Genomic DNA, 20,115 nt, shown 5'->3' with positions numbered 1-20,115 from the left:
TTTATATTAAATCAGTATTTGAATTATTTTACAAGGAACTGCATCGTCACCTGATCCAGCTTCAAAATATAAACTCCCTGACCAAGATTTATGGTTTTAATAGAATTTCCATTTCTGAAAGGCTGATCAATCGTCTGAAGAGTTTTCCCCTGAAGGTTATAAATCTCAGCTTTTTTTACCTTCTGAAGATCTCCTTTCACAAAAATTTCCTGATTGGTAATAGGGTTTGGAGAGATTTTAAAACTGTTAGAAGTTGTTTCAATAGCTGTACTTTGAGCCATTCTTGCACTTGACCCTGAATAGCACGTCCATGCAAGATCATCAATCGCCACTCTGTTACTGGATGAATTATTAACCAGGCTTACCACTACATTCCCGGAAGTGTTGATATTATTGATAGTCGTTGTTGTAGATGACGCACTGTAAGGAATAGTTCCTACAGTTGTTCCGTTGACTTTTACATCAAAAGTACCATTAGTTCCGGAAAACTTAAGCTGTGTAGTGACTGTTAAAGATCCAATACCGTTTGCAGAGCTGCCTGATGTTAAAGAACCGTTTCTTACCGTAATTGCTTTGTTATTAAGAGTCTGATCAGTTCTGGCATCTGTGGCGGTCCATGAAATAGCTCCGTTGCTCCATGTTTTGGTTGAGTAAGTAGAGCTGGCTGCAGGAATAGTTTCAAAATTTTCATTGGCACAGTTGGTACCTGGAGTAGTACCTCCAGAATTGGTAGTACCGGAAACCGTAGAACTGTTCGATGACGAATTTCCTGCTGCATCCTTCGCTACAACATAAAAGCTGTAAGTAGTAGAAGGAGTAAGCCCTGAAATTGTTGTTGAAGTTGAACTCGTTGTAGTTTGCAGATTTCCGTTCATGTAAACATTATAAGCTGTTACCCCTACATTATCGGTAGAAGCATTCCATGCCAGAGAAATGCTGCTGGAAGTTGTTCCTGAAACATTCAGACCTGTCGCCGTAGTAGGTGCCTGAGTATCACCTGAAGGCTGTTGAGAACCCCAGATAAGGTTTACATAATTTGGATTGTCTATGAAAGGGTTTCTGTTCCCCTGAAAAGTATATGAAGCATTATTTCTTTTGATCTCAGCCTGAGAAACCGGATCCTGATTGTGCCATGCCAGAAGAACGTTCAGCTCCCAAGTCTGTAATCCCGGAAAAGTAGAGCTTCCTAACATGTTTCCTGATGAAAATGTAGAAAGTTTGCTCTGGTAACGGGTTACAAAATAGAAAATCATACGTGCCACATCTCCTTTGAACTCATCAATCGGCTCAAATACCGTTCCTGAATATCCTGAAGAAGCAGAAGTTCCAAGCTTTGAACCGTTCTGGGACGTAAAAGAAGTACTTCCTACCTTTCCGAAAGGATAATTACTTCTCATTCCGTTTACTTTTCCGTCTGTAGCTCTGATAAAGTGAATATCTGCAACCATGGGAGAAGCCTGATTGAAAAGACTTTGAGGTACGATATGCTCTCTGTTGTAGCAATTTCCTTCAGTAGAATAGGTCCCGCACTGATCACTTCCCGGAGTATAGTTATAAGGGTCAACGCCGGAAGGCCTTTCTGAATAAATATCAAGGATAGTTCCGTCATTTTCGTAATCCTTATCAATATCAGTGGTTTTATATGCTGTCCAAAGCCCGCTATAGCCTTTATCCATATGTCCGTTAGAGATAATGCTGCTTAATTCGGTTTTCAGCGCCGCGCCACTCAGTCCGTTGGCAGAGTTGTAGTATCCTGCAGGAGCCTGCGCATGGGCAAGTCCCGCAAATACAGAAAATAAAATAACTTTTTTCATATTAATACAAGTTTAAGCAAGAATACTACAATTTTTGTAAATAAAAAATTACAAAATCGTTAATTTTAAATGCACTGCATGTAAATAAAATAAGTAATGAATGATGAATGATGAATGATGAATGATGAATGATGAATGATGTTGCGATTAAATATCTGTATCTGCATTCAATTCAATAGGAGTGGCTGTCATCCTGAGCGTAGTCGAAGGATCTGACTGATAAAATAAATCAAAAATCTATGTGATTTCAGCCAAAATCTAAAAATAATCATACAAAACTCACGAATCATTAAACATAATTATCTGTGCAAATCTGTCTTATCTGCATGAAAAAACACAAAGCATAAAAAAGCCGATACAAAACGTACCGGCTTATATAATGGATGACTTACATCTTATTTTCTTTGTGGCGGATAATTTTTCATTATCTCAGCCATAATCTCTGGAATCTGTCTCTGTTTTGCTTTTGGAGAGTCTACAGAAATTCCGCTTCCGATACCCTGCCAAACCAATTTGTTGCTTCTTGCATCAATAAGGTCAACAATCAGAGCGCCTTCATTGTAATTCGTTGTCCAGGTTCTGTTCATACCAACACCCCAACCGAAGGGTCCGCCCCATCCCCACATTCCGTAAGGAGAAGAGGAATTGATGTCAGTAATCTTTTTATGATTTGCTTTTACGTTGATAATCAGATCAGGATTTTCTCCGGACTGAAGTCCTTTGCTCTGAAGCTGTCTCGACAGTTCGTTCAGTACCCTGTCTTTATCAATATCATTCAATTTTAGATCATCAATTCTTATTTTGTAAGTTTTATAAGAATTGAAATTGGCGGATTCAGCATAATCTGAACGTACCTGAAAAGGGCTACAAGAAGTTAAGCCTAAAGTAGCAGATGCCAACAAAATAAAAATATATTTTTTCATTTTATTTATTTTTTTTATCACTTTTAATGAATGTATCAGTCTTTTTATCGTACCCGTAAGGACAGTGTCTGCAGCCGCTTTTACAGCAATATCCTCTTTTCAGATGAAATTTTTCTGTAAAAACCTTGTACCCCTGTTCATTATAGTAGAAGTCTTCACCTTCTTTGATGTCATAATGGGCCATAAGTTAAATGCTAGTCAAAAAACTTTTTATATTTGTTACTATGATAATTGTATGCCAAAAGCCTTTAAAAAAATTAAAAATTAATGGCATTGCTCTATTTCCCTTTATCTTCATTAGGAAACCCGAAGATAAGGAAAATAATGTATTGATTAATCATGAAAAAATCCATTTGCGGCAACAGATGGAAATGCTCATCATTTTCTTCTATATTTTTTATGTTATTGAATATTATTACTGGTTTTTCAAACTTAAAGACGGGTATCTTGGTTACAGAAGAATTTCTTTTGAAAGAGAAGCTTATGCCCATGAAAACAACCTGAATTATCTCAAAAAAAGAAAATTCTGGAACTTCAGGAAATTTCTTTAGAATTATGAATTATGAATTATGAATTATGAATTATGAATTATGAATTATGAATTATGAATTATGAATTATGAATTATTTTGAGATCAAGTATTCACATTTCTACTTATTCAATAGGAACGGGCTTTAGCCCGTTTATCAAATAAATAAACAATTCATCCGGCTTTAGCCAAAACTTACAATTAAACAATTCATATAGAATAAAAAAAATCTGTGTAAATCTGCGTTATCTGTGGGAAAAAAAGAAAACTCACACCACACTAAATCTTTTCCTACTTTTGTAAAGAATAAACCTTGAGTCGCTAAAAACTGAAATGCTATTAAAACTTCCCACAGAACCTATTCCCATTCAGGAAATTCCAATTCATAAAAACATACAACTGTTTATTAAAAGGGAAGACCAGATTCATCCGCTAATTTCAGGAAATAAATACTGGAAACTATTCCATAATGTCAATCATTATCTGGCAAAAAATCCTGATAATCCCTATATTATTACTTTTGGAGGTGCTTTTTCCAATCATATAGCCGCGGTTTCCGCAGTAGGAAGTCTGACAGGTATTCCAACACTGGGAATCATCAGAGGAGAAGAGCTTCAGCATAAATGGCGGGATAATCCCACATTACTTTTTGCCAAAAGAAATGGGATGAACCTGAAATTTGTCACCCGTGAAGAATACCGCCACAAAGAAAAACTCACAGAATTCCTTCAGCAGGAGTTTCCTGAGGCATTGATTGTTCCTGAAGGTGGAACCAATGAAGAGGCAGTGGAAGGGGTGAAAATGATGCTCAACGAACAAACAAAAGATTTTGACTATCTTTGCACCGCAGTTGGAACCGGAGGAACCATTGCAGGGATTTCAAAATTTTGTGAAGAAAATCAGAAAGTTATAGGATTTAAAGCGGTTGATGATGCTTCACTGGAAAATAAAATTTTTGAATTAACTTTGAGACAAAATTTTAATCTAATAGATTCATGTTTTGGAGGTTATGGTAAAATAAATGATGGAAACGTCCGTTTTATCAATGATTTCAAAGAGAGATACGGTATTCCTTTGGAACCGATTTATACAGGAAAAATGATGGAGAAGGTTTTTGAACTGATTGAAGAAGATTATTTTCCTGAGAACAGCAGGATTTTGTGCTTTCATACCGGAGGATTACAGGGAATTGAAGGAGCAAATTTGCTTTTAGAAAAACAGAACAGAAATTTAATTATATAAGTAAAATTGAAAAACATGAAACACTTAGTGTTCCATCTTTCATTTTAAAACAATAAAAAATATAAGATGAAAAGACTTTTCCTATCCATAAGCCTTTTAGTTTTATCAAAATTTTCAGCCCAAAATTGGGCAACCGAAGATCAGTATATTCAGAAGTTTGCTAAATATGCCGTAGAAGAAATGGAAAAATATAAAATTCCGGCTTCTATTACCCTTGCCCAGGGATTATTGGAAACCGGGGGCGGGCAAAGCAGATTGGCACAGGAAGGTAAAAACCACTTCGGTATAAAATGTAAAGAAGACTGGACCGGTAGAACGATGAAACATACCGATGATGCACCTAATGAATGCTTCCGTGTGTATGACGATCCAAGACAGTCTTATGAAGATCATTCTATATTTTTATCAACAAGAAAATATTACGCAAATCTTTTCAAACTGGATATGAGAGATTACAGAGCGTGGGCAACCGGTTTGAAAAAAGCAGGATATGCCACCAATCCGCGCTATGCTTCAATTCTTATTACCAAAATTGAAAAATACAGACTATACGAATACGATAATACCAATTCTAATGAAGTATTGTACGCTGTTCTTAAAATGTATCCGGATCTGAAAGACGACAGAACTTTCATGGCACAGCTGGAGCCTTCAAAAGCATTGAAAAAAGCTAAAGACCCGGTGACTGTAGAAGTTCCTTACAAACAGACTTCTTACGCACAACAGCAAAAAAGAGTGGAAAGAATCAAAACGAAAGCTGAAATTCTTAATTCCATTCTGATCAAAAGCCATCCGAATGACGGTCTGAAATATATTGTAATTCCTGAAGATACGGATGTGAAATTCATCGCCAATAAATTCAAAGTCAGCGAAAGCAGACTGATAAAGTGGAATGAACTGGAAGGTGAAACCTTAAAGAAAAATGATATTGTTTTCCTTGAATCCAAAAATTCTACAGGAAATACAGCTACCTATAAAGCAGAATCCGGAGAAGATATGCATGATATCGCTCAGAAATTCGGAATTAAATTAAATAAATTGTACGCTAAAAACAGAATGGATGAAGGACAACAGCCATCTGCAGGACAACTGATTTATTTAATAGACAAAAAACCACGAAACTAATTTAATTTTTTGTTGAGAGTTTACCGTTGACAATTTATTGCCAACCGGCAGCTGTCAACAGCAACTAAGTATATATGAAGTATCAAAGAAGTTCGGCTTTATTTGATGAAGCCTACAAATACATTCCGGGAGGAGTAAACTCTCCGGTAAGAGCATTCAAATCCGTAGGAGGAGTGCCTGTTTTCATGAAATCGGCAAAGGGTGCTTACCTTACCGATGCAGATGATAATACTTATATCGATTATATCAATTCATGGGGCCCGGCCATTTTAGGACACACCCATCCTGAAGTATTGGAAGAACTGAAGATACAGGCAGAGAAAGGATTCTCCTTCGGAGCACCTACAGAACTGGAAACAGAAATTGCAAAATTTATCATTGAAAATGTCCCGAATATTGACCAGATCAGAATGGTTTCTTCCGGAACAGAAGCATGTATGAGTGCAATCAGGCTGGCAAGAGGATACACAGGAAGAGATAAGATTGTAAAATTTGAAGGCTGCTACCACGGACACTCAGATTCATTCCTGATTAAGGCCGGAAGTGGTGCTGCTACATTCGGAAATCCGAATTCTCCGGGAGTAACTGCTGGCACTGCAAAAGATACATTATTAGCCCGTTATAATGATTTTGAACAGGTTGAGGATTTATTCCGTCACAACCAGGGAGAAATTGCAGCCGTAATTATAGAACCGGTTGCAGGAAATATGGGATGTGTATTGCCGGAAAACAATTTCTTGCAAAACCTGAGAAAGATCTGTGATGAAAACGGAGCTTTATTAATCTTTGATGAGGTGATGACCGGTTTCCGACTGGCTTTCGGAGGAGCTCAGGAGCTTTTTAATGTAAAAGCAGATTTGGTGACTTACGGAAAAGTAATCGGAGGAGGTCTTCCGGTAGGAGCTTTCGCTGGGAAAAATGAAATTATGGATCATCTGGCTCCAAAAGGAGGTGTATATCAGGCAGGAACATTGAGTGGGAATCCTTTGGCTATGAGAGCAGGATTAAAAACACTTCAGCTTATTAAAAATGATGCTGAATTTTTCAACAGATTACATAAGACTACGGAAACTTTAGATTTCGAAATCGGAAAAATTCTTAATGAAAAAGGAATTGCTCATAAAATTAACAGAAAAGGTTCTATGATGTCTGTATTCTTCCATATCAACAGAGTTTCAAACTTTGATGAGGCACAGGAAGCTAATCATTCATTGTTCAATAACTTCTTCCACCAAATGTTGCAGAATGGGGTATACCTTCCGCCAAGTGGGTATGAAACTTACTTCATCAGTGATGCCATCAAGGATAAAGAAATTGATATGACGCTGGAAGCTGTAAGAAAATTTGAATATTCTAACAAATAAATAATAATGAAACCGGATTTTAGATCCGGTTTTTTTATGCAAAAAAAAAATTTGATTTGAAGAGTTTAGATTGAAAAAATCTCAACGCAGTCTCTGTCGGAGTCTCAACAAATAAAACTAATAATAGCTTAGATTCCTACGGAATGACAAGCATTATGGATAATTTCATATTAGTTGTCAATTATTAGCCATAGTTGAAACAGAAAGCTTGGCCTGTCTCTTTGTTACTCCGTAGGAGTCTCGACAGTGTAAAAACATTATAATCTGGATTCCTACGAAATGACAATTATCGTGAATACTTTTTTTATTGTAGCATGAAAAGATAAACTGGGTATTTTAGTAAGTAATCAAAACAATGCATAAATCATACAGATTTTGTAATAATTCATACACTTTGTTCAGGGACACTTCTTTTTAATTTTGTATTAAATAGATTGGACATGAAGACCTCAGACAATAATATCTCCCGCAAGGATTTTATCCGGAATTCAGCATTGGCTGTAGCAGGATTAACTTTAATACCTAATATCATGACTGCATCACCTTTCCTGGATGAAAATAACAGCTCTGCAAAAGGAAAAATGAGTTTGAAAAATGTTCGTCTGGAAACAGGTTTTGAATACCAGGATGGAGAAGTGGCTTCTACCCAAACAGATCTGTTCTACGTAGAAGTTGAAAACGGAAAAATTACAAAGATTGCTCCAAACCAGCCTAATGCTAAAACGACAGATGCAAAAGGACTATTGATGCTTCCTGCATTTAAAGATATGCATATTCATCTTGATAAAACTTTTTATGGCGATCAATGGCAGGCTGTGAGAAAAAGAACGGGAGGAATCAAAGGAATGATAGAGCTGGAGCAGAAAATGCTTCCGGAAATGCTGAAAAATTCGACCTTCAAGGCAGAAAAACTGATCGAATTATTACAGTCAAAAGGAACTTCCTATGCCAGAAGTCATGTGAATATTGAACCCACTTCCAAACTTCAGTCGTTAAAGAATTTACAGAAGGCTTTAGAAAATAAAAAGAAAAGCTTTGGTGCTGAGCTGGTAGCCTTTCCACAACATGGAGTGTTTTATACGGACTCTGTGCCTTACCTGAAAGAAGCTGCGAAAATGGATATTGATTTTATTGGAGGAGTAGACCCATTCAACATCGATGGAGATATTGAAAAAGTAGTAGACTTCACGGTTCAGCTTGCTCTGGACAATAAAAAGGGAATAGATATCCATCTGCATGAAACCGGAGATTCAGGATTAAAAACTGTAGAATACTTGATTAAAAAAGTAAATGAAAATCCTGCTCTTAAAGGAAAAACTTACCTAAGCCACTGTTTTGTCCTTGGAAAATTAGAAGCCTCCAAACAAGAAGAAATCGCTGAAAAATTAGGTGAAGCGCAGATCGGAATTGTTTCCACAATCCCTTTTGGCAGGCTGATTATGCCCATACCAACGCTTTACAAACATAAGGTAACGGTTCTGACAGGAAATGACAGTATTATAGATCACTGGAATACTTTCGGAACAGGCAGTGTACTTCAGAAAGCCAACTTAATGGCGCAATTGTATGGATACTCAACAGAGTTTTTATTGTCAAGAAGTTTAAAGCTTGCAACGGGAAATATCCTTCCATTGGATGATAAAGGAACACAGCAATGGCCAAAATCCGGAGATAAGGCAGACTTTGTTCTTATCAATGCAAGTTGTTCTGCAGAAGCTGTTTCGAGAATTTCGGATGTGAAGTCCTTAGTACATGAGGGAAACATTGTTTTTTAATTCAATACAAAAAAGGAATTTAATATATTTTTAGTTGTGTTTTTTTGACCACAAAGGGTATAAAAGTTTTACGAGGGAAAGCCTGTAAATTCATTAAAATTTCAGAGACCGTCACAGAAGGAGGGTGGAAATTGAAGATAGCGTGATGGAGATAAAACTTTTGTTCCTTTTGTGGTTGTTTTAGTTTTTCTCTCATAAATTTTAGTAATTTTAGGAGAAAATCAGGCAGAGTGGCTTACCATACGGATCATTTTCCTATTTTAGGAATTCAGGAATTTAGTGAAAATCAGTTGAAAGGCTGTAATCTGCTGTTCAATGAACTTTCGGGAGCACGCTCCATTGATGATCCCCACAAACATGACTTTTTTATCATCAATCTTTTTGAGCACGGAGTCGGTTCGCATACCATAGATTTTACAGAATATCAGGTGAAGGACTACCAGATTCACCTTGTTTTTCCGGATCAGGTACATCAGTGGGTCATTGAAAAAGAAACCATTGGGTATCAGCTGATGATCAGCAGAGACTGGTTTGAAAGTTTTCTGCCCTCGTTAAGATTTTCTGCATCCTATTACCAGAATCATCCGGTGATAAATCTTTCCAAAGACGTTTTTGAAAATTTTCTGTATGAATTTCAGGCCATCCAGAAAGAGCTGGGCACAGAAAAAATATTCTGGGAACTGATTCAGAAAAGAAGTGAATTGATTGGCCTGCTGGTGAGTAAATCTGTGGAAGGAGCTTTCAAAGATTTTGAAGTCTATAACTCAAACCCCATTATTTCAAAGTTTCTGCATCTTATTGATGAACATTTCAAAACAGAAAGATCCGTTTCTTTTTATGCTGATAAACTGAATATCTCTGCCAATTATCTGAATATTGTCTGCAAGAAAAATCTTAATGCTTCGGCATCATCTCTTATTCAGGATCGTATTTTACTGGAAGCCAAAAGACTTTTAAAAGTTTCTGAAATGTCTGTGAAAGATATTGTATATGATCTCGGTTTCTATGATCACGCCAGCTTTTCAAAATTCTTTAAAGCACAGACGGGAATGACACCTTCCCAATTCAAAGAATAATCTGTACAAAACAAGACATAATTGATACACCGGTTTTACCCTCAGGGCTGGTTAATTTTGTATTGTTAAATTTAAAATCATGCAATTTCCCTATCAATTAACTGCAAAAGGAAACTATACCCTTAAAAATGTCCGCCTGGAAACAGGTTTTGAATACGAAAATGAAGAGGTTACCGGAACAAAAACTGATCTTTTCAGTATCGAAATTGAAGACGGAAAAATAAAAACAGTAAAAGCAAATGATCCTTCTTTAAAAGCAATCGATGCAAAAGGATATCTGATGCTTCCCGCTTTCAGAGATATGCACATCCACCTGGATAAAACATTATATGGTCTGCCATGGCAGGCACTTTCTCCGAAAAGAAGAACGGTGAAAGATATGATTGCCTATGAGCAGGAAATTATCCCTGAACTGTTGAAAACTTCTGTAAGCAGAGCAGAACAGCTGATCAGTCTGCAGCAGCACTACGGAACTCATTTTGCGAGAACCCATTTTAATATTGATCCTACATCAGGATTGAAATCTCTGGAACATCTTGAACAGGCTCTTGAAAATAAAAAAGATTCTTTCAAAGCTGAATTGGTTGCCTTCCCGCAGCATGGCGTTTATTATACGGAATCTGCTCCGTTGATGAAAGCGGCAGCCCAGCTGAAAAGTGTGGCATTCATTGGTGGATTGGATCCGCTGAGCATTGACGGAAATATTGAAAAGGTAATGGATTTTACCGTTCAGCTCGCGTTGGATCACCATAAAGGCATTGATATTCACCTGCATGAAGCAGGAGAGTCCGGAATGAAAACCATCAATTATCTGATTGATAAAGCAATTGAAAATCCGGAGCTTCAGGCAAAAACATTTGTAAGCCATGCATTTGCTTTGGCTCATCTTTCCCCTAAAGAAACTGAGCAGATTGCAGAAAGACTGGCTGCAGGAAAAGTAGGAATTGCATCTTCTGTACCTTTTAAAGGAACGGTAATGCCAATACCAACCCTGAAAAAGTATGGCGTGAATGTGTTGATCGGAAATGATAACGTACAGGACTACTGGAGTACATTCGGATCCGGAAGTATGCTGCAGAAAGCCAATCTTATTGCAGAGCTGTACGGTTATGCCACAGAATTTGCCCTGTCAAGAGCTTTACAGTTTGCTACTCAAAGCATTCTTCCTCTGGATGAAAAAGGACAACAGCAGTGGCCTAAAGCTGGTGATGAAGCTGCAGTTGTTCTCACAGAAGCTTCATGTTCTGCAGAAGCCGTTTCCAGGATGTCTGAAATAAAAGCCCTGATGAATGACGGGAATTTGTTTTGGAGAAATTAATCTGAAGTATATATATTTTTATACACTTGTTTTTTGTAACTGCCATCGGAAGCTTTTCTGGTGGCTTTTTATTGAATTATAAATTATAAATTATGAGTTATGAGTTTCGGGTCTCTTTTCTATCAATAGAAACGGGCTTTAGTCCGTTGTTAAATATGAATAAATTCACCGGCTTTAGCCAAAACCTATTCATAAAATAAATAAAAATCAATCCATCTGCGATAAAAATTACTGTTCATATTTACTTTTTCTGTTTTTACAATATGAACACCCCTTAATATTGATTTGGGCAGTTAATCATAAAGTGTGATATTAACGATAAAAAAAGCCCTCAGAAAATACTTCTGAAGGCCTTCTATTTGAAATTAAATCTAGGTACTTATATGATGATGTTATAAGTTAAAGTTTGTCCATCCTGCATACCATGTATCTGTAGCATCTTTTACAGCACCTCTGTATGTTACTTGTGTAAACCAAGTAGCTAATTTAGGGTTTGTAAATGCTCCACCTGTTAATAATGGAGAACCTGCAGTAGGAGTGAAGTTTGGTGTAGTTCCTGCAGGAGCCCATGCGCCGGCAAGTTTTACATCAGCTGTAGAAGCAAGGATTGTATTTCCTTTAGCATTAAACCAAGTCGTAAGATCGTTTAATGTATACGTCGTCGGAGTTGATGTAGATGGTCCGAATTTTAAAGGAGTAGTATTTCCTGCTAAAATGTTGTTTTCAAAGAATAATTTATTTCCTACAATATTGTTATCCGTTGGAGCACCTTTCGTAGCATCAATGAATAAACCTACCGGGAATCCTGTGAATACAGAGTTGAATACAGAGATTGAAGAATTTCTTCTGATCTGTAATGCATTCTGGAATAAAGCGTTGATAGATCCAGGAGCCGCAGAGTTGATTGGCCCGATAATCGTCATGTTAGAGAATGTAGCTGATGTCTGAGGCGTTAACGTAGAACCGTTAGCATCATTATCAGATTCAAATGCGTTAGAACCTGAAACGTCTGCCACCTGAGAATCTCTTACTGCGATACCAAACTGTACATTTCCTGAGAAACCGTTATCTGTATCGAAATCATCATCAAGACCTTTGTAAGAAATAAGGTGAGAACAGTTTACTGTTCCTCCGAACCACTCGAAACTGTCATCATTAGCATAAGCAACTTCTACGTAGTCTACTGTAGTTCCGTTACCTACACCTCCGAAAGTAAGTCCGTTAACCTCTTTATCCGGTAAGAATGCATATCCTGCATATTCAATTCTTACATATTTTAAGATACCACTGTTGTCAGCAGCATTTGTTCCACCATAAAGTCCAAGACCGTCAGAGTTGTTGATACCTCCTTCAATTTCTCCAACTCCGTTTGCTCCTCCGAAAGATGCATTAGTAGGAGCGTTTCCTAAAATTACTACACCTGCCCAGTCTCCTCTTTTAGGACTTGGTTTTTCTGAAGTGAAGATAATAGGGTTGGCAGCAGTTCCTTCTGCCATGATTTTACTTCCTCTTGTAATGATCAAAGCTCCGTTTTTATCAGCTTCACCTACGATCTTTGTACCTGGTTCGATAGTTAAAGTAGCTCCGTTAGTTACATATACTAGTCCTCTTAGCTTATAGATTTTATTTGCTTTAAGCGTAATGCTGGAAGTGATTTTTCCTGAAAGAATAAGGTTTTCAGTATTTCCGTTTCCGTTACCTCCATCTTGAATAATGGTAGGTCCATCTTCTTCTATATTTCTACATGCGGTAGTTGATACTAGAGCGCCAAGCATTAAAGAATATAAAACGAACTTTTTCATGTTATAAAGAATTAAATTATTTATTAGATTATTTGTTGAGTGAATTAAAAATTGTATCCCAGTGTTAAACTGATATTGGTTCCTGAAAGTCTTTCAATGGCAAGAGCATCTTTGCTGTCATACTTACCGTTGTCATTCAGGTCATGGTAGAATTTAGCACGACGGTTCAGAATATCTGAAACATTCAGCTTGACTTCTCCTTTGTTATTCCATAATTTTTTAGCAAGCTGGAAGTCTAAAAGAGGTCTAGGTGCTTCCCAGATTGGTGGAACCTGGTCGTTTCCTACATAAAGGATTCTTCTTCCGATCATGTTAAATAGTACCGTAGAAGACCATCCTGATTTTTCAGTATCATACTGAAGGCTTACGTTGACAGTATAAGGAGACTGTCCCTGCATTGGTCTGTCAATCTTAGTCGCTTCGTCTGTTACTTTGTTTTTAATTAAAGCTACGTTTCCACCCAGCGTAAAGTTTCTAAGAGCGCTTACAAAATCCAGTTTTTTTCTGGCCTCTACTTCTATACCATATGCATCAGCTTTATCTACGTTAAGGTAGTTGAAGGTGTTACTGGTTCCTACCCCTGATTGGTTGAAGTATAATTCAATCGGCTTTTTGAAGTTTTTATAGAAAGCGGCCACGGAGATAATCTCCCCGTTTCTTGGGTAATATTCCCAACGAACATCGGCGCTCGTAATTTTAGTTCTTTCAATTGATTTATTACCAATTACAGTTGCTCCAAGATCAAAATCATAATATGCCAGCGGAGAAACCTCTCTAAATTCTGGTCTTACAACAGTTTGTGAACCTGCAAGACGGATATTCATTTTAGGATTTACCTTGAATGTTAAGTTAACAGCTGGTAAAAAGTCTGTAACCCTTGTATTGACAAAACGGTCATCACTTTTTTTCGTGCTTCCTACCAATTGATCAAAGTTCTCAACTCTTAATCCCCAAACGGCTCTTAACCACGGTGTGAAGTTGTTATCAAACTGTAAATATCCTGCGTTAAGGATGGTATTGGCAATATATCTGTACTGATTTCCTGCAATCTCATCAAATGTAAATCCTCCGTTAGTTCCAAAATTACCAGGGTTGAAAATAGTTTCAAAAGGTTGAGAAAGTAATCCCTGGTTGAAGTTTTCAAGTCTTACAGAGAATGGCCTTGAATTGTATATTCTGTCTTTTACCTGGAACAAATAACCTCCTTTGATGGTTTGTTTTTGGCCAAACATTGTAAATGTCTTGGAAATATCACCTCCCGCGTTATATAAATAATCGTTTAGCGTAGAGTAGAATACACTACCTGATTTTTGAGAAAGACCATTAGAAATCAATGCTAAATAAGGGCTTCCCGGCATGTTAGTATATTGGTTATACTGTAAACGCTGTAACAAAGGGATGTATTGATCCAGGATTCCGAAGCTTCCGTACCAGTTTACGGTAAGCCCGCCAAGAGCATCTATTTTATGAGTACCGGTAAGGGTAGAATTGTAGAAAGTAGTTTCTTTAAAACCTATTTCCCTTGCCATAATGTTTGTCCCGTTGATAGGATCAAATTCAAAGTCCTTTCCTGTTCTGAAGGACATATGGTTCACCGTATTATTGGTGATGATATTCTTTAAGGATATTTTATTGTTGCTGTTGAGCTTTAAAGAAAGGTTCAACATTCCTCCTAAGATAATATCATTGCTGTATTTTTCTGTAAAATAATCGAAGTTGGTATCAGCAAGTTGGTCGTTGATGGTAAAGAAACGGTTGGTAGATTCAGTTCTTCTTTTGTTATTACTATAGTTTAAAACAGCAATTACCCCTAAATCTTTTCCGAATAATTTGGTATTGAAACCTCCGTCAAGCTGTAAACTTAAGTTTTCAGGATAACCAATACTGTTGTATCCTAAATTCTTAGTAAACCCTTTACCAATATCGGTTTTCTGACCCTCACTTAAAATACTGAACGCATTTTTTGCAGGCATATTGGTGGGCAGCTTTCTGTAACCGTCATCAATTCCTAAGAAATCCCATTTTCCACCTTTCTGCATATGGAATTCCTGTCCCATAGTAGCCGTATTTCCTCCTACACCTACCTGTACATTGAAGAAATTTTTATTAGGAATATCCTTTGTATTTACCTGAATCAAAGCTCCTCCCCATTCTCCGGTATATTCAGGAATGAAAGTTTTGTTGATGACAAGTGTTTCGATAACGTTAGCAGGGAAAAGGTCGAAAGAGAAAGTCTTTCTGTCCGGTTCTGTACTGGATAGCTGAATACCGTTCAGCATCGCCTGATTGTAACGGTCTGATAAACCTCTTACTACAATATATTTTCCTTCAGATAAACTCACTCCGGAAACTCTTTTCAGAACTTCACCCGTGTTTCTGTCCGGACTTCTTTTGATAGCTTCAACCCCAATAACCTGAGAAACTACACCGGCATTCTTCTGTAAACCGATGGTAGAGGCTATGGTTTCTTTTCTTGCATTTGATTTTATGACAACTCCCTCAATTTCTTTTTCCTTTATAGAGGGCTTATCCAGAACGATATCAAGATGAGTATTACCTTCATTTTTGATAATAACTTCACTGATCTCTTTTCTATTATATCCATTGGAGCTTACCGTTACAATGTAATTGGTACCAGGGGAAAGGTTGATAGAGTAGTATCCGGAAATGTCAGTCATTACTTCCTGACCATTTACCTTTACTTTTACTCCTTCTATAGGAGTATTATCTTTCTCGTCCAATACCCTACCTTCCAAAATCTGACTTTGTGCAAAAGCATAGCCAGCAGAAAACAAGGCAAGTAGCATTATGCTCTTGTGGAGTTGTTTTTTCATTTTACTTCTTTTACTTCTTTTTCAAGGGCTAAATAATGGCTAAGTTTTTAAGAAAACTTTAGGAGAATATTAATTAATTATGAAATTTGTATTAACGAATGAACGAGATTTATAGTTATCGATGTTTAATTTATATAATTATAATTTTTGTTTTAATTATAGATATTATTCCTTATATTTGATTTGTGTATATTTATTTATTGATTTTTTTATTGATTTTATAATTTACCTGCAAAATGTTATTTTTTAATAATTAGTTAACATTTGACAGATAGATGAAATCAATTGAAATAATTAATTTTGTGGGAATTCTTAAACTAGAAGATGAGCAAAAAAATTCTTTTAATAGACGATGAACTGGACATTTTAGAGATTCTGTCTTACAATTTGGAAAAGGAAGGGTATGATATCTATACAGCTACTAATGGTAACGAAGGTATAGAAAAAGCAAAGGAAATTGTTCCGGATCTTATCTTATTAGATGTTATGATGCCTGAAAAAGATGGGATAGAAACCTGTCAGGAACTTCGTAAAGTGAAAGAACTTCAAAAAACACTTATTGTGTTCCTTTCCGCAAGAAGCGAAGAATTTTCTCAGTTAGCAGGTTTTCAGGCAGGTGCCAATGATTACATCGTAAAACTGATCAAACCGAAAATCCTTATCTCTAAAGTAAACGCATTATTACAGTTAACTTCACAGGTTTCTGAGAATGCTAAACTTATCGAAATCGGAGACCTTGTTATCGACAAAGATAATTTCAGAGTTTCCAAAAGCGGACAGCAATTTCTTCTTCCCAAAAAAGAATTTGATTTGCTTTACCTTTTGGCTTCCAATACTGAAAAGGTTTTCAAAAGAGAAGAGATTCTTGAAAAAGTTTGGGGTAACGATGTGATTGTAGGAGAGAGAACTATTGATGTTCATATCAGAAGGCTAAGAGAAAAACTCGGAATCAATACGATTCAGACATTAAAAGGGATTGGGTATAAACTAATCGTTTAATTATTTAAAAATCTTAACTTTACGTTCAATCATTAAAACGTTGTAAAATTGAAATTTTACAGACTTACCCTCGTTGCCTCTTGTCTGCTGACACTGGTAATGCTCCTTTTAGTAGTTGTATTCGACTCGCTGAAAGATATCTATTATGAGACCCCTTTGTTCAAAACGGGTCTTTTCATCTGTATTGTCCTGATCTTTATGATAAACTGTGTAGTATTGGAACTTCTTTTCAATTACTATAGCAGAAAGCAGGTAAAGGGCCTTTCCGGGTTTCTTCCGCAGGAAATAGTGCAGAATCATGACGAAAATATTACCATCAAAGAATTGGGTGAAAGATTTTCAGACCTCAATCAGCAGCAGGTATCAGAAATTGATATGATGAAAGAGATGGAAAGCTACCGTAAAGAATACATCGGAAATGTTTCCCATGAACTGAAAACGCCTTTATTTTCTATCCAGGGATATGTAGAAACCTTAAGAGATGGCGGAGTGGATAACCTTACCATTCGGGACAAATACCTGGAAAGAATTGATAAATCAGTAGAAAGACTTATTGCTATTGTAACAGATCTTGACATGATCAATAGACTGGAAGCCGGCGAAATCAATCTTACTGTCTCAAAATTTGATGTCAATCTTTTAATCAAAGAAATTTTCGACCTTCTTGATCTTGAAGCGGAAAAACGAAATACCACCCTACAGATTCAGACTCTTCATCCACAGATTTTTGTGGAGGCTGATAAACAGAAAATTTCCCAGGTTTTCATCAATCTGATTTCCAATGCTATTCATTATGCCAATAGACAGGAAGCAAAAGTGATTGTAAAAACCAGCGTTCTGAAAAATAAGGTGCTGATAGAGGTTATAGACAACGGAATGGGAATCAAATCTGAAATTCTTCCAAGAATTTTTGAAAGATTCTATCGTGTGGAAACCAGCAGAAGCAGGAGAGAAGGTGGTTCCGGACTTGGTTTAGCCATTGTAAAACACATCCTTGAAGCACATAACGAAAATATTACCGTAGAAAGCGTTTACCTTGAAGGGACGAAGTTCAGTTTTATGCTCGAAAAAAGTAAATAATTCCGGCAAAATGTAAGAAAAAAAAATATTTTAAAAAATCCTGAAATATTTTTTTGTCACATGTCATTTATTATATATTTGCAACAGAGATTTATCATAATTATAAAGGCAAAAAAGTAATTTAAGAAACTGATATGGTTTACAAAATCCGCGTAATATTAGATGCGAAAGAGGATATTTTCCGTGATATTGAAGTTAAGGGAAAACAAACGTTATGGAACTTACATTTAGGAATTAAAAGTGCATTCAGTCTGCAGGGAGATGAACTTTCTACTTTTAATCTGTTAGAAGATGACGGAACAATCGTAAAAAGTGTCCCATTGGAAGATATGAGTGATGATGGTGATGGTGAAATTATGTCAGACGTTTACATTGATGAGGCTTTTGAAAATGTAGGCGACAAAGCACAGTTCCAGTATGGGCTTCTTGATCTTTGGGAATTCTTCTGTGAGCTTGTAGAAGTAATTGAAGAAACAAAAGGAGTAAACTATCCAATCACCGTATACCGATTTGGAAACGTTCCATTGAAGGCACCTAGTAAAAACGGAAGTGCTGGAGGAAGCAAAAAGAAATCAGCAATGCCTTTGGCAGATGACGAGTTTGGTTTTGATGACGATTTTGGAGCTGGAGGGAATTTTTCAGATGAAGATGATGACAGCTTTGATGATGAGGAAGAAGAAGACTACAATGACGATGTCTTTGATGAGGAAGATGACAATGATGACGAAAGATAGTCAATACAATATACTGGCCCCGGATTTTAATCCGGGGCTTTTTTTATGACAAAATAGTAAGAAAATAAAGAACGTAAATTTTTCCTTTTTGCCTTTTTCTCCTTTTCAGCCAAAAAACAATCCTTACTTTTGTTAAAAATAGTTTAATGAAAAAATTAATTTTGTTAGCTGTAATTGGTCTGGGAATTGTTTCCTGTACCACTCAAAAAAAAATCCGGAAGATGACAGAACTGCCAAAAGATTGGAAACATAATACAAATATCTACGAAGTAAACATAAGACAATATACTCAGGAAGGAACTTTCAAAGCATTTGCAAAAGAAATGCCCCGCCTGAAATCAATGGGAGTAAAAACACTTTGGTTTATGCCTATTACCCCAATTGCCCAGCAGAATAAAAAAGGAAGTATGGGCAGCCCTTATGCCGCTGCAGATTATACCTCTGTCAATCCTGAATTCGGAACATTACAGGATTTTAAAGATATGGTGAATGAAGCACACAGATTAGGATTCAAAGTAATCATCGACTGGGTGGCTAATCATACAGGCTGGGATCATGTCTGGACAAAAACACATCCGGAATTTTATCTGAAAGATCCCGACGGAAAATTTCATATCGCCTCCGGAATGGATGATATTATTGAATTGGACTATAAGAACCAGGAAATGCGTCAGGCTATGATCAATGCCATGAAATTCTGGGTACAGGAAACCGATATCGATGGTTTTCGATGTGATCTTGCTTCATGGGTAGAAGTAGATTTCTGGGAACAGGCACGCCCCGAAGTGGAAAAAGTAAAACCCCTTTTCTGGCTGGGAGAATTTGATGAGCTGGAAAGCCCGGAATACGGAAAAGTTTTTGATGCCAGCTATTCCTGGAAATGGATGCACAAGTCTGCCGATTATTACAAAAAAAATGAACCTCTTCAGGAATTAAAAGATCTGCTGAGACAATATTCCAATATTGGGGATACCTCAATGAGAGCATGGTTTACCACCAATCACGATGAAAACTCATGGAACGGAACCGAATATGAAAAATATGGAGTGATCACAAAACCTATGGCAGTATTCTCCGCAACATGGAATGGTGTTCCCTTATTATACTCAGGTCAGGAACTTCCGAATATGAAGAGACTGGAATTTTTCGAAAAAGATGTCATCAAATGGACTCATAACTACCAGGTTGCCGATTTCTATAAAACATTATTGGAGGTAAAAGCTTCCAATCCTGCCTTAAGAGGAGGAGATCCTCATGTTACTACTTATCTTCTGAATACGACAGCCAATGATAAAATTCTGGCCTACGTAAGAAAAAATGGAAAAGATGAAATATTGGTAGTCCTGAATATGTCAAAAGAGCCTGTTAACTTTTCTATTGAAGACGAACAGCTATCAGGAACATTCAGAAATATTTTTGATAAGACAAAAAGAGATTTCAGCAATGGAAAAGATTTCAGCTTCAAAGTTTCGGATTATGCGGTATTTGAAAAATAAGTAG

General features: G+C 36.7%; 16 protein-coding genes. 11 read left to right on the top strand and 5 right to left on the bottom strand.

The genetic code is table 11. From position 1 onward, the window contains the following. Positions 1 to 23: 23 nt before the first annotated feature. From ACWPWS_RS15420 to ACWPWS_RS15410, 3 genes are all read right to left on the bottom strand, one after another. On the bottom strand, positions 24 to 1,814 hold the full coding sequence (locus ACWPWS_RS15420) for an endonuclease (RefSeq protein ID WP_454047109.1): 1,791 nt from the start codon (positions 1,812 to 1,814) through the stop codon (positions 24 to 26). 395 nt (positions 1,815 to 2,209) lie between these two features. After that, positions 2,210 to 2,737, bottom strand: coding sequence for a DUF4136 domain-containing protein (locus ACWPWS_RS15415; RefSeq protein WP_209788124.1), 528 nt, complete (start codon positions 2,735 to 2,737; stop codon positions 2,210 to 2,212). 1 nt (position 2,738) lies between these two features. Continuing rightward, complete coding sequence (locus ACWPWS_RS15410; RefSeq protein WP_047434227.1) at positions 2,739 to 2,921, bottom strand: DUF5522 domain-containing protein; 183 nt, start codon at positions 2,919 to 2,921, stop codon at positions 2,739 to 2,741. Positions 2,922 to 2,961: 40 nt separating this feature from the next. Between ACWPWS_RS15410 and ACWPWS_RS15405 the strand changes: the two genes are divergently transcribed. From ACWPWS_RS15405 to ACWPWS_RS15375, 7 genes are all read left to right on the top strand, one after another. Then, entirely contained in the window at positions 2,962 to 3,288 is a 327-nt protein-coding gene (locus ACWPWS_RS15405; protein ID WP_454047108.1) for a hypothetical protein, read from the top strand. A 311-nt stretch (positions 3,289 to 3,599) separates the two neighbouring features. Continuing rightward, complete coding sequence (locus ACWPWS_RS15400) at positions 3,600 to 4,508, top strand: 1-aminocyclopropane-1-carboxylate deaminase/D-cysteine desulfhydrase (protein WP_454047107.1); 909 nt, start codon at positions 3,600 to 3,602, stop codon at positions 4,506 to 4,508. Between the two features lie 66 nt (positions 4,509 to 4,574). Then, positions 4,575 to 5,633 carry a glucosaminidase domain-containing protein gene (locus tag ACWPWS_RS15395; protein ID WP_105681106.1) on the top strand — a complete coding sequence of 353 codons (1,059 nt, stop codon included), beginning with the start codon at positions 4,575 to 4,577 and terminating at the stop codon, positions 5,631 to 5,633. 74 nt (positions 5,634 to 5,707) lie between these two features. Next, entirely contained in the window at positions 5,708 to 6,997 is a 1,290-nt protein-coding gene (hemL, locus tag ACWPWS_RS15390; protein WP_454047106.1) for a glutamate-1-semialdehyde 2,1-aminomutase, read from the top strand. A 440-nt stretch (positions 6,998 to 7,437) separates the two neighbouring features. After that, on the top strand, positions 7,438 to 8,772 hold the full coding sequence (locus tag ACWPWS_RS15385) for an amidohydrolase (protein WP_454047105.1): 1,335 nt from the start codon (positions 7,438 to 7,440) through the stop codon (positions 8,770 to 8,772). A gap of 230 nt (positions 8,773 to 9,002) precedes the next feature. Next, on the top strand, positions 9,003 to 9,848 hold the full coding sequence (locus tag ACWPWS_RS15380) for an AraC family transcriptional regulator (RefSeq protein WP_454047104.1): 846 nt from the start codon (positions 9,003 to 9,005) through the stop codon (positions 9,846 to 9,848). A 79-nt stretch (positions 9,849 to 9,927) separates the two neighbouring features. Next, the gene (locus tag ACWPWS_RS15375; protein ID WP_454047103.1) at positions 9,928 to 11,166 is read left to right on the top strand and encodes an amidohydrolase; all 1,239 of its coding nucleotides are present in this window, start codon (positions 9,928 to 9,930) and stop codon (positions 11,164 to 11,166) included. A 392-nt stretch (positions 11,167 to 11,558) separates the two neighbouring features. On the opposite strand, the gene ACWPWS_RS15370 is transcribed toward ACWPWS_RS15375, so the two are convergent. Further along, entirely contained in the window at positions 11,559 to 12,968 is a 1,410-nt protein-coding gene (locus ACWPWS_RS15370; protein ID WP_105681101.1) for a hypothetical protein, read from the bottom strand. 44 nt (positions 12,969 to 13,012) lie between these two features. Beyond that, a complete protein-coding gene (locus tag ACWPWS_RS15365) occupies positions 13,013 to 15,802 on the bottom strand; it encodes a TonB-dependent receptor domain-containing protein (RefSeq protein WP_454047102.1) in 2,790 nt (929 codons plus the stop codon). A gap of 324 nt (positions 15,803 to 16,126) precedes the next feature. Here ACWPWS_RS15365 and ACWPWS_RS15360 point away from each other — a divergent pair, with 324 nt between their 5' ends. The 4 genes from ACWPWS_RS15360 (at position 16,127) to ACWPWS_RS15345 (ending at position 20,111) form a co-directional block, all read left to right on the top strand. After that, on the top strand, positions 16,127 to 16,801 hold the full coding sequence (locus tag ACWPWS_RS15360) for a response regulator (protein WP_105681099.1): 675 nt from the start codon (positions 16,127 to 16,129) through the stop codon (positions 16,799 to 16,801). Positions 16,802 to 16,849: 48 nt separating this feature from the next. Beyond that, positions 16,850 to 17,881, top strand: a complete 1,032-nt coding sequence (locus tag ACWPWS_RS15355) for a sensor histidine kinase (protein WP_454047101.1) — start codon at positions 16,850 to 16,852, stop codon at positions 17,879 to 17,881. A gap of 134 nt (positions 17,882 to 18,015) precedes the next feature. Next, positions 18,016 to 18,615: an IS1096 element passenger TnpR family protein gene (locus ACWPWS_RS15350; protein ID WP_105681097.1), complete on the top strand. Its 600-nt coding sequence runs from the start codon at positions 18,016 to 18,018 to the stop codon at positions 18,613 to 18,615. A 146-nt stretch (positions 18,616 to 18,761) separates the two neighbouring features. Further along, a complete protein-coding gene (locus tag ACWPWS_RS15345) occupies positions 18,762 to 20,111 on the top strand; it encodes an alpha-amylase family glycosyl hydrolase (RefSeq protein WP_454047100.1) in 1,350 nt (449 codons plus the stop codon). The last annotated feature ends 4 nt before the right edge of the window (positions 20,112 to 20,115 follow it).

The sequence above is a fragment of the Chryseobacterium sp. Marseille-Q8038 genome, from assembly GCF_965111995.1.
The sequence above is the reverse complement of the archived record's forward strand: the minus strand, read 5'-3'. Positions and strand labels throughout refer to the sequence as shown.

Bases quoted from the DNA above. Each gene is read 5' to 3' on its own strand.
- ACWPWS_RS15420 (WP_454047109.1), bottom strand. From the start codon at position 1,814: ATGAAAAAAGTTATTTTATTTTCTGTATTTGCGGGACTTGCCCATGCG.
- ACWPWS_RS15415 (WP_209788124.1), bottom strand. From the start codon at position 2,737: ATGAAAAAATATATTTTTATTTTGTTGGCATCTGCTACTTTAGGCTTA.
- ACWPWS_RS15410 (WP_047434227.1), bottom strand. From the start codon at position 2,921: ATGGCCCATTATGACATCAAAGAAGGTGAAGACTTCTACTATAATGAA.
- ACWPWS_RS15405 (WP_454047108.1), top strand. From the start codon at position 2,962: ATGATAATTGTATGCCAAAAGCCTTTAAAAAAATTAAAAATTAATGGC.
- ACWPWS_RS15400 (WP_454047107.1), top strand. From the start codon at position 3,600: ATGCTATTAAAACTTCCCACAGAACCTATTCCCATTCAGGAAATTCCA.
- ACWPWS_RS15395 (WP_105681106.1), top strand. From the start codon at position 4,575: ATGAAAAGACTTTTCCTATCCATAAGCCTTTTAGTTTTATCAAAATTT.
- hemL (WP_454047106.1), top strand. From the start codon at position 5,708: ATGAAGTATCAAAGAAGTTCGGCTTTATTTGATGAAGCCTACAAATAC.
- ACWPWS_RS15385 (WP_454047105.1), top strand. From the start codon at position 7,438: ATGAAGACCTCAGACAATAATATCTCCCGCAAGGATTTTATCCGGAAT.
- ACWPWS_RS15375 (WP_454047103.1), top strand. From the start codon at position 9,928: ATGCAATTTCCCTATCAATTAACTGCAAAAGGAAACTATACCCTTAAA.
- ACWPWS_RS15370 (WP_105681101.1), bottom strand. From the start codon at position 12,968: ATGAAAAAGTTCGTTTTATATTCTTTAATGCTTGGCGCTCTAGTATCA.
- ACWPWS_RS15365 (WP_454047102.1), bottom strand. From the start codon at position 15,802: ATGAAAAAACAACTCCACAAGAGCATAATGCTACTTGCCTTGTTTTCT.
- ACWPWS_RS15360 (WP_105681099.1), top strand. From the start codon at position 16,127: ATGAGCAAAAAAATTCTTTTAATAGACGATGAACTGGACATTTTAGAG.
- ACWPWS_RS15350 (WP_105681097.1), top strand. From the start codon at position 18,016: ATGGTTTACAAAATCCGCGTAATATTAGATGCGAAAGAGGATATTTTC.
- ACWPWS_RS15345 (WP_454047100.1), top strand. From the start codon at position 18,762: ATGAAAAAATTAATTTTGTTAGCTGTAATTGGTCTGGGAATTGTTTCC.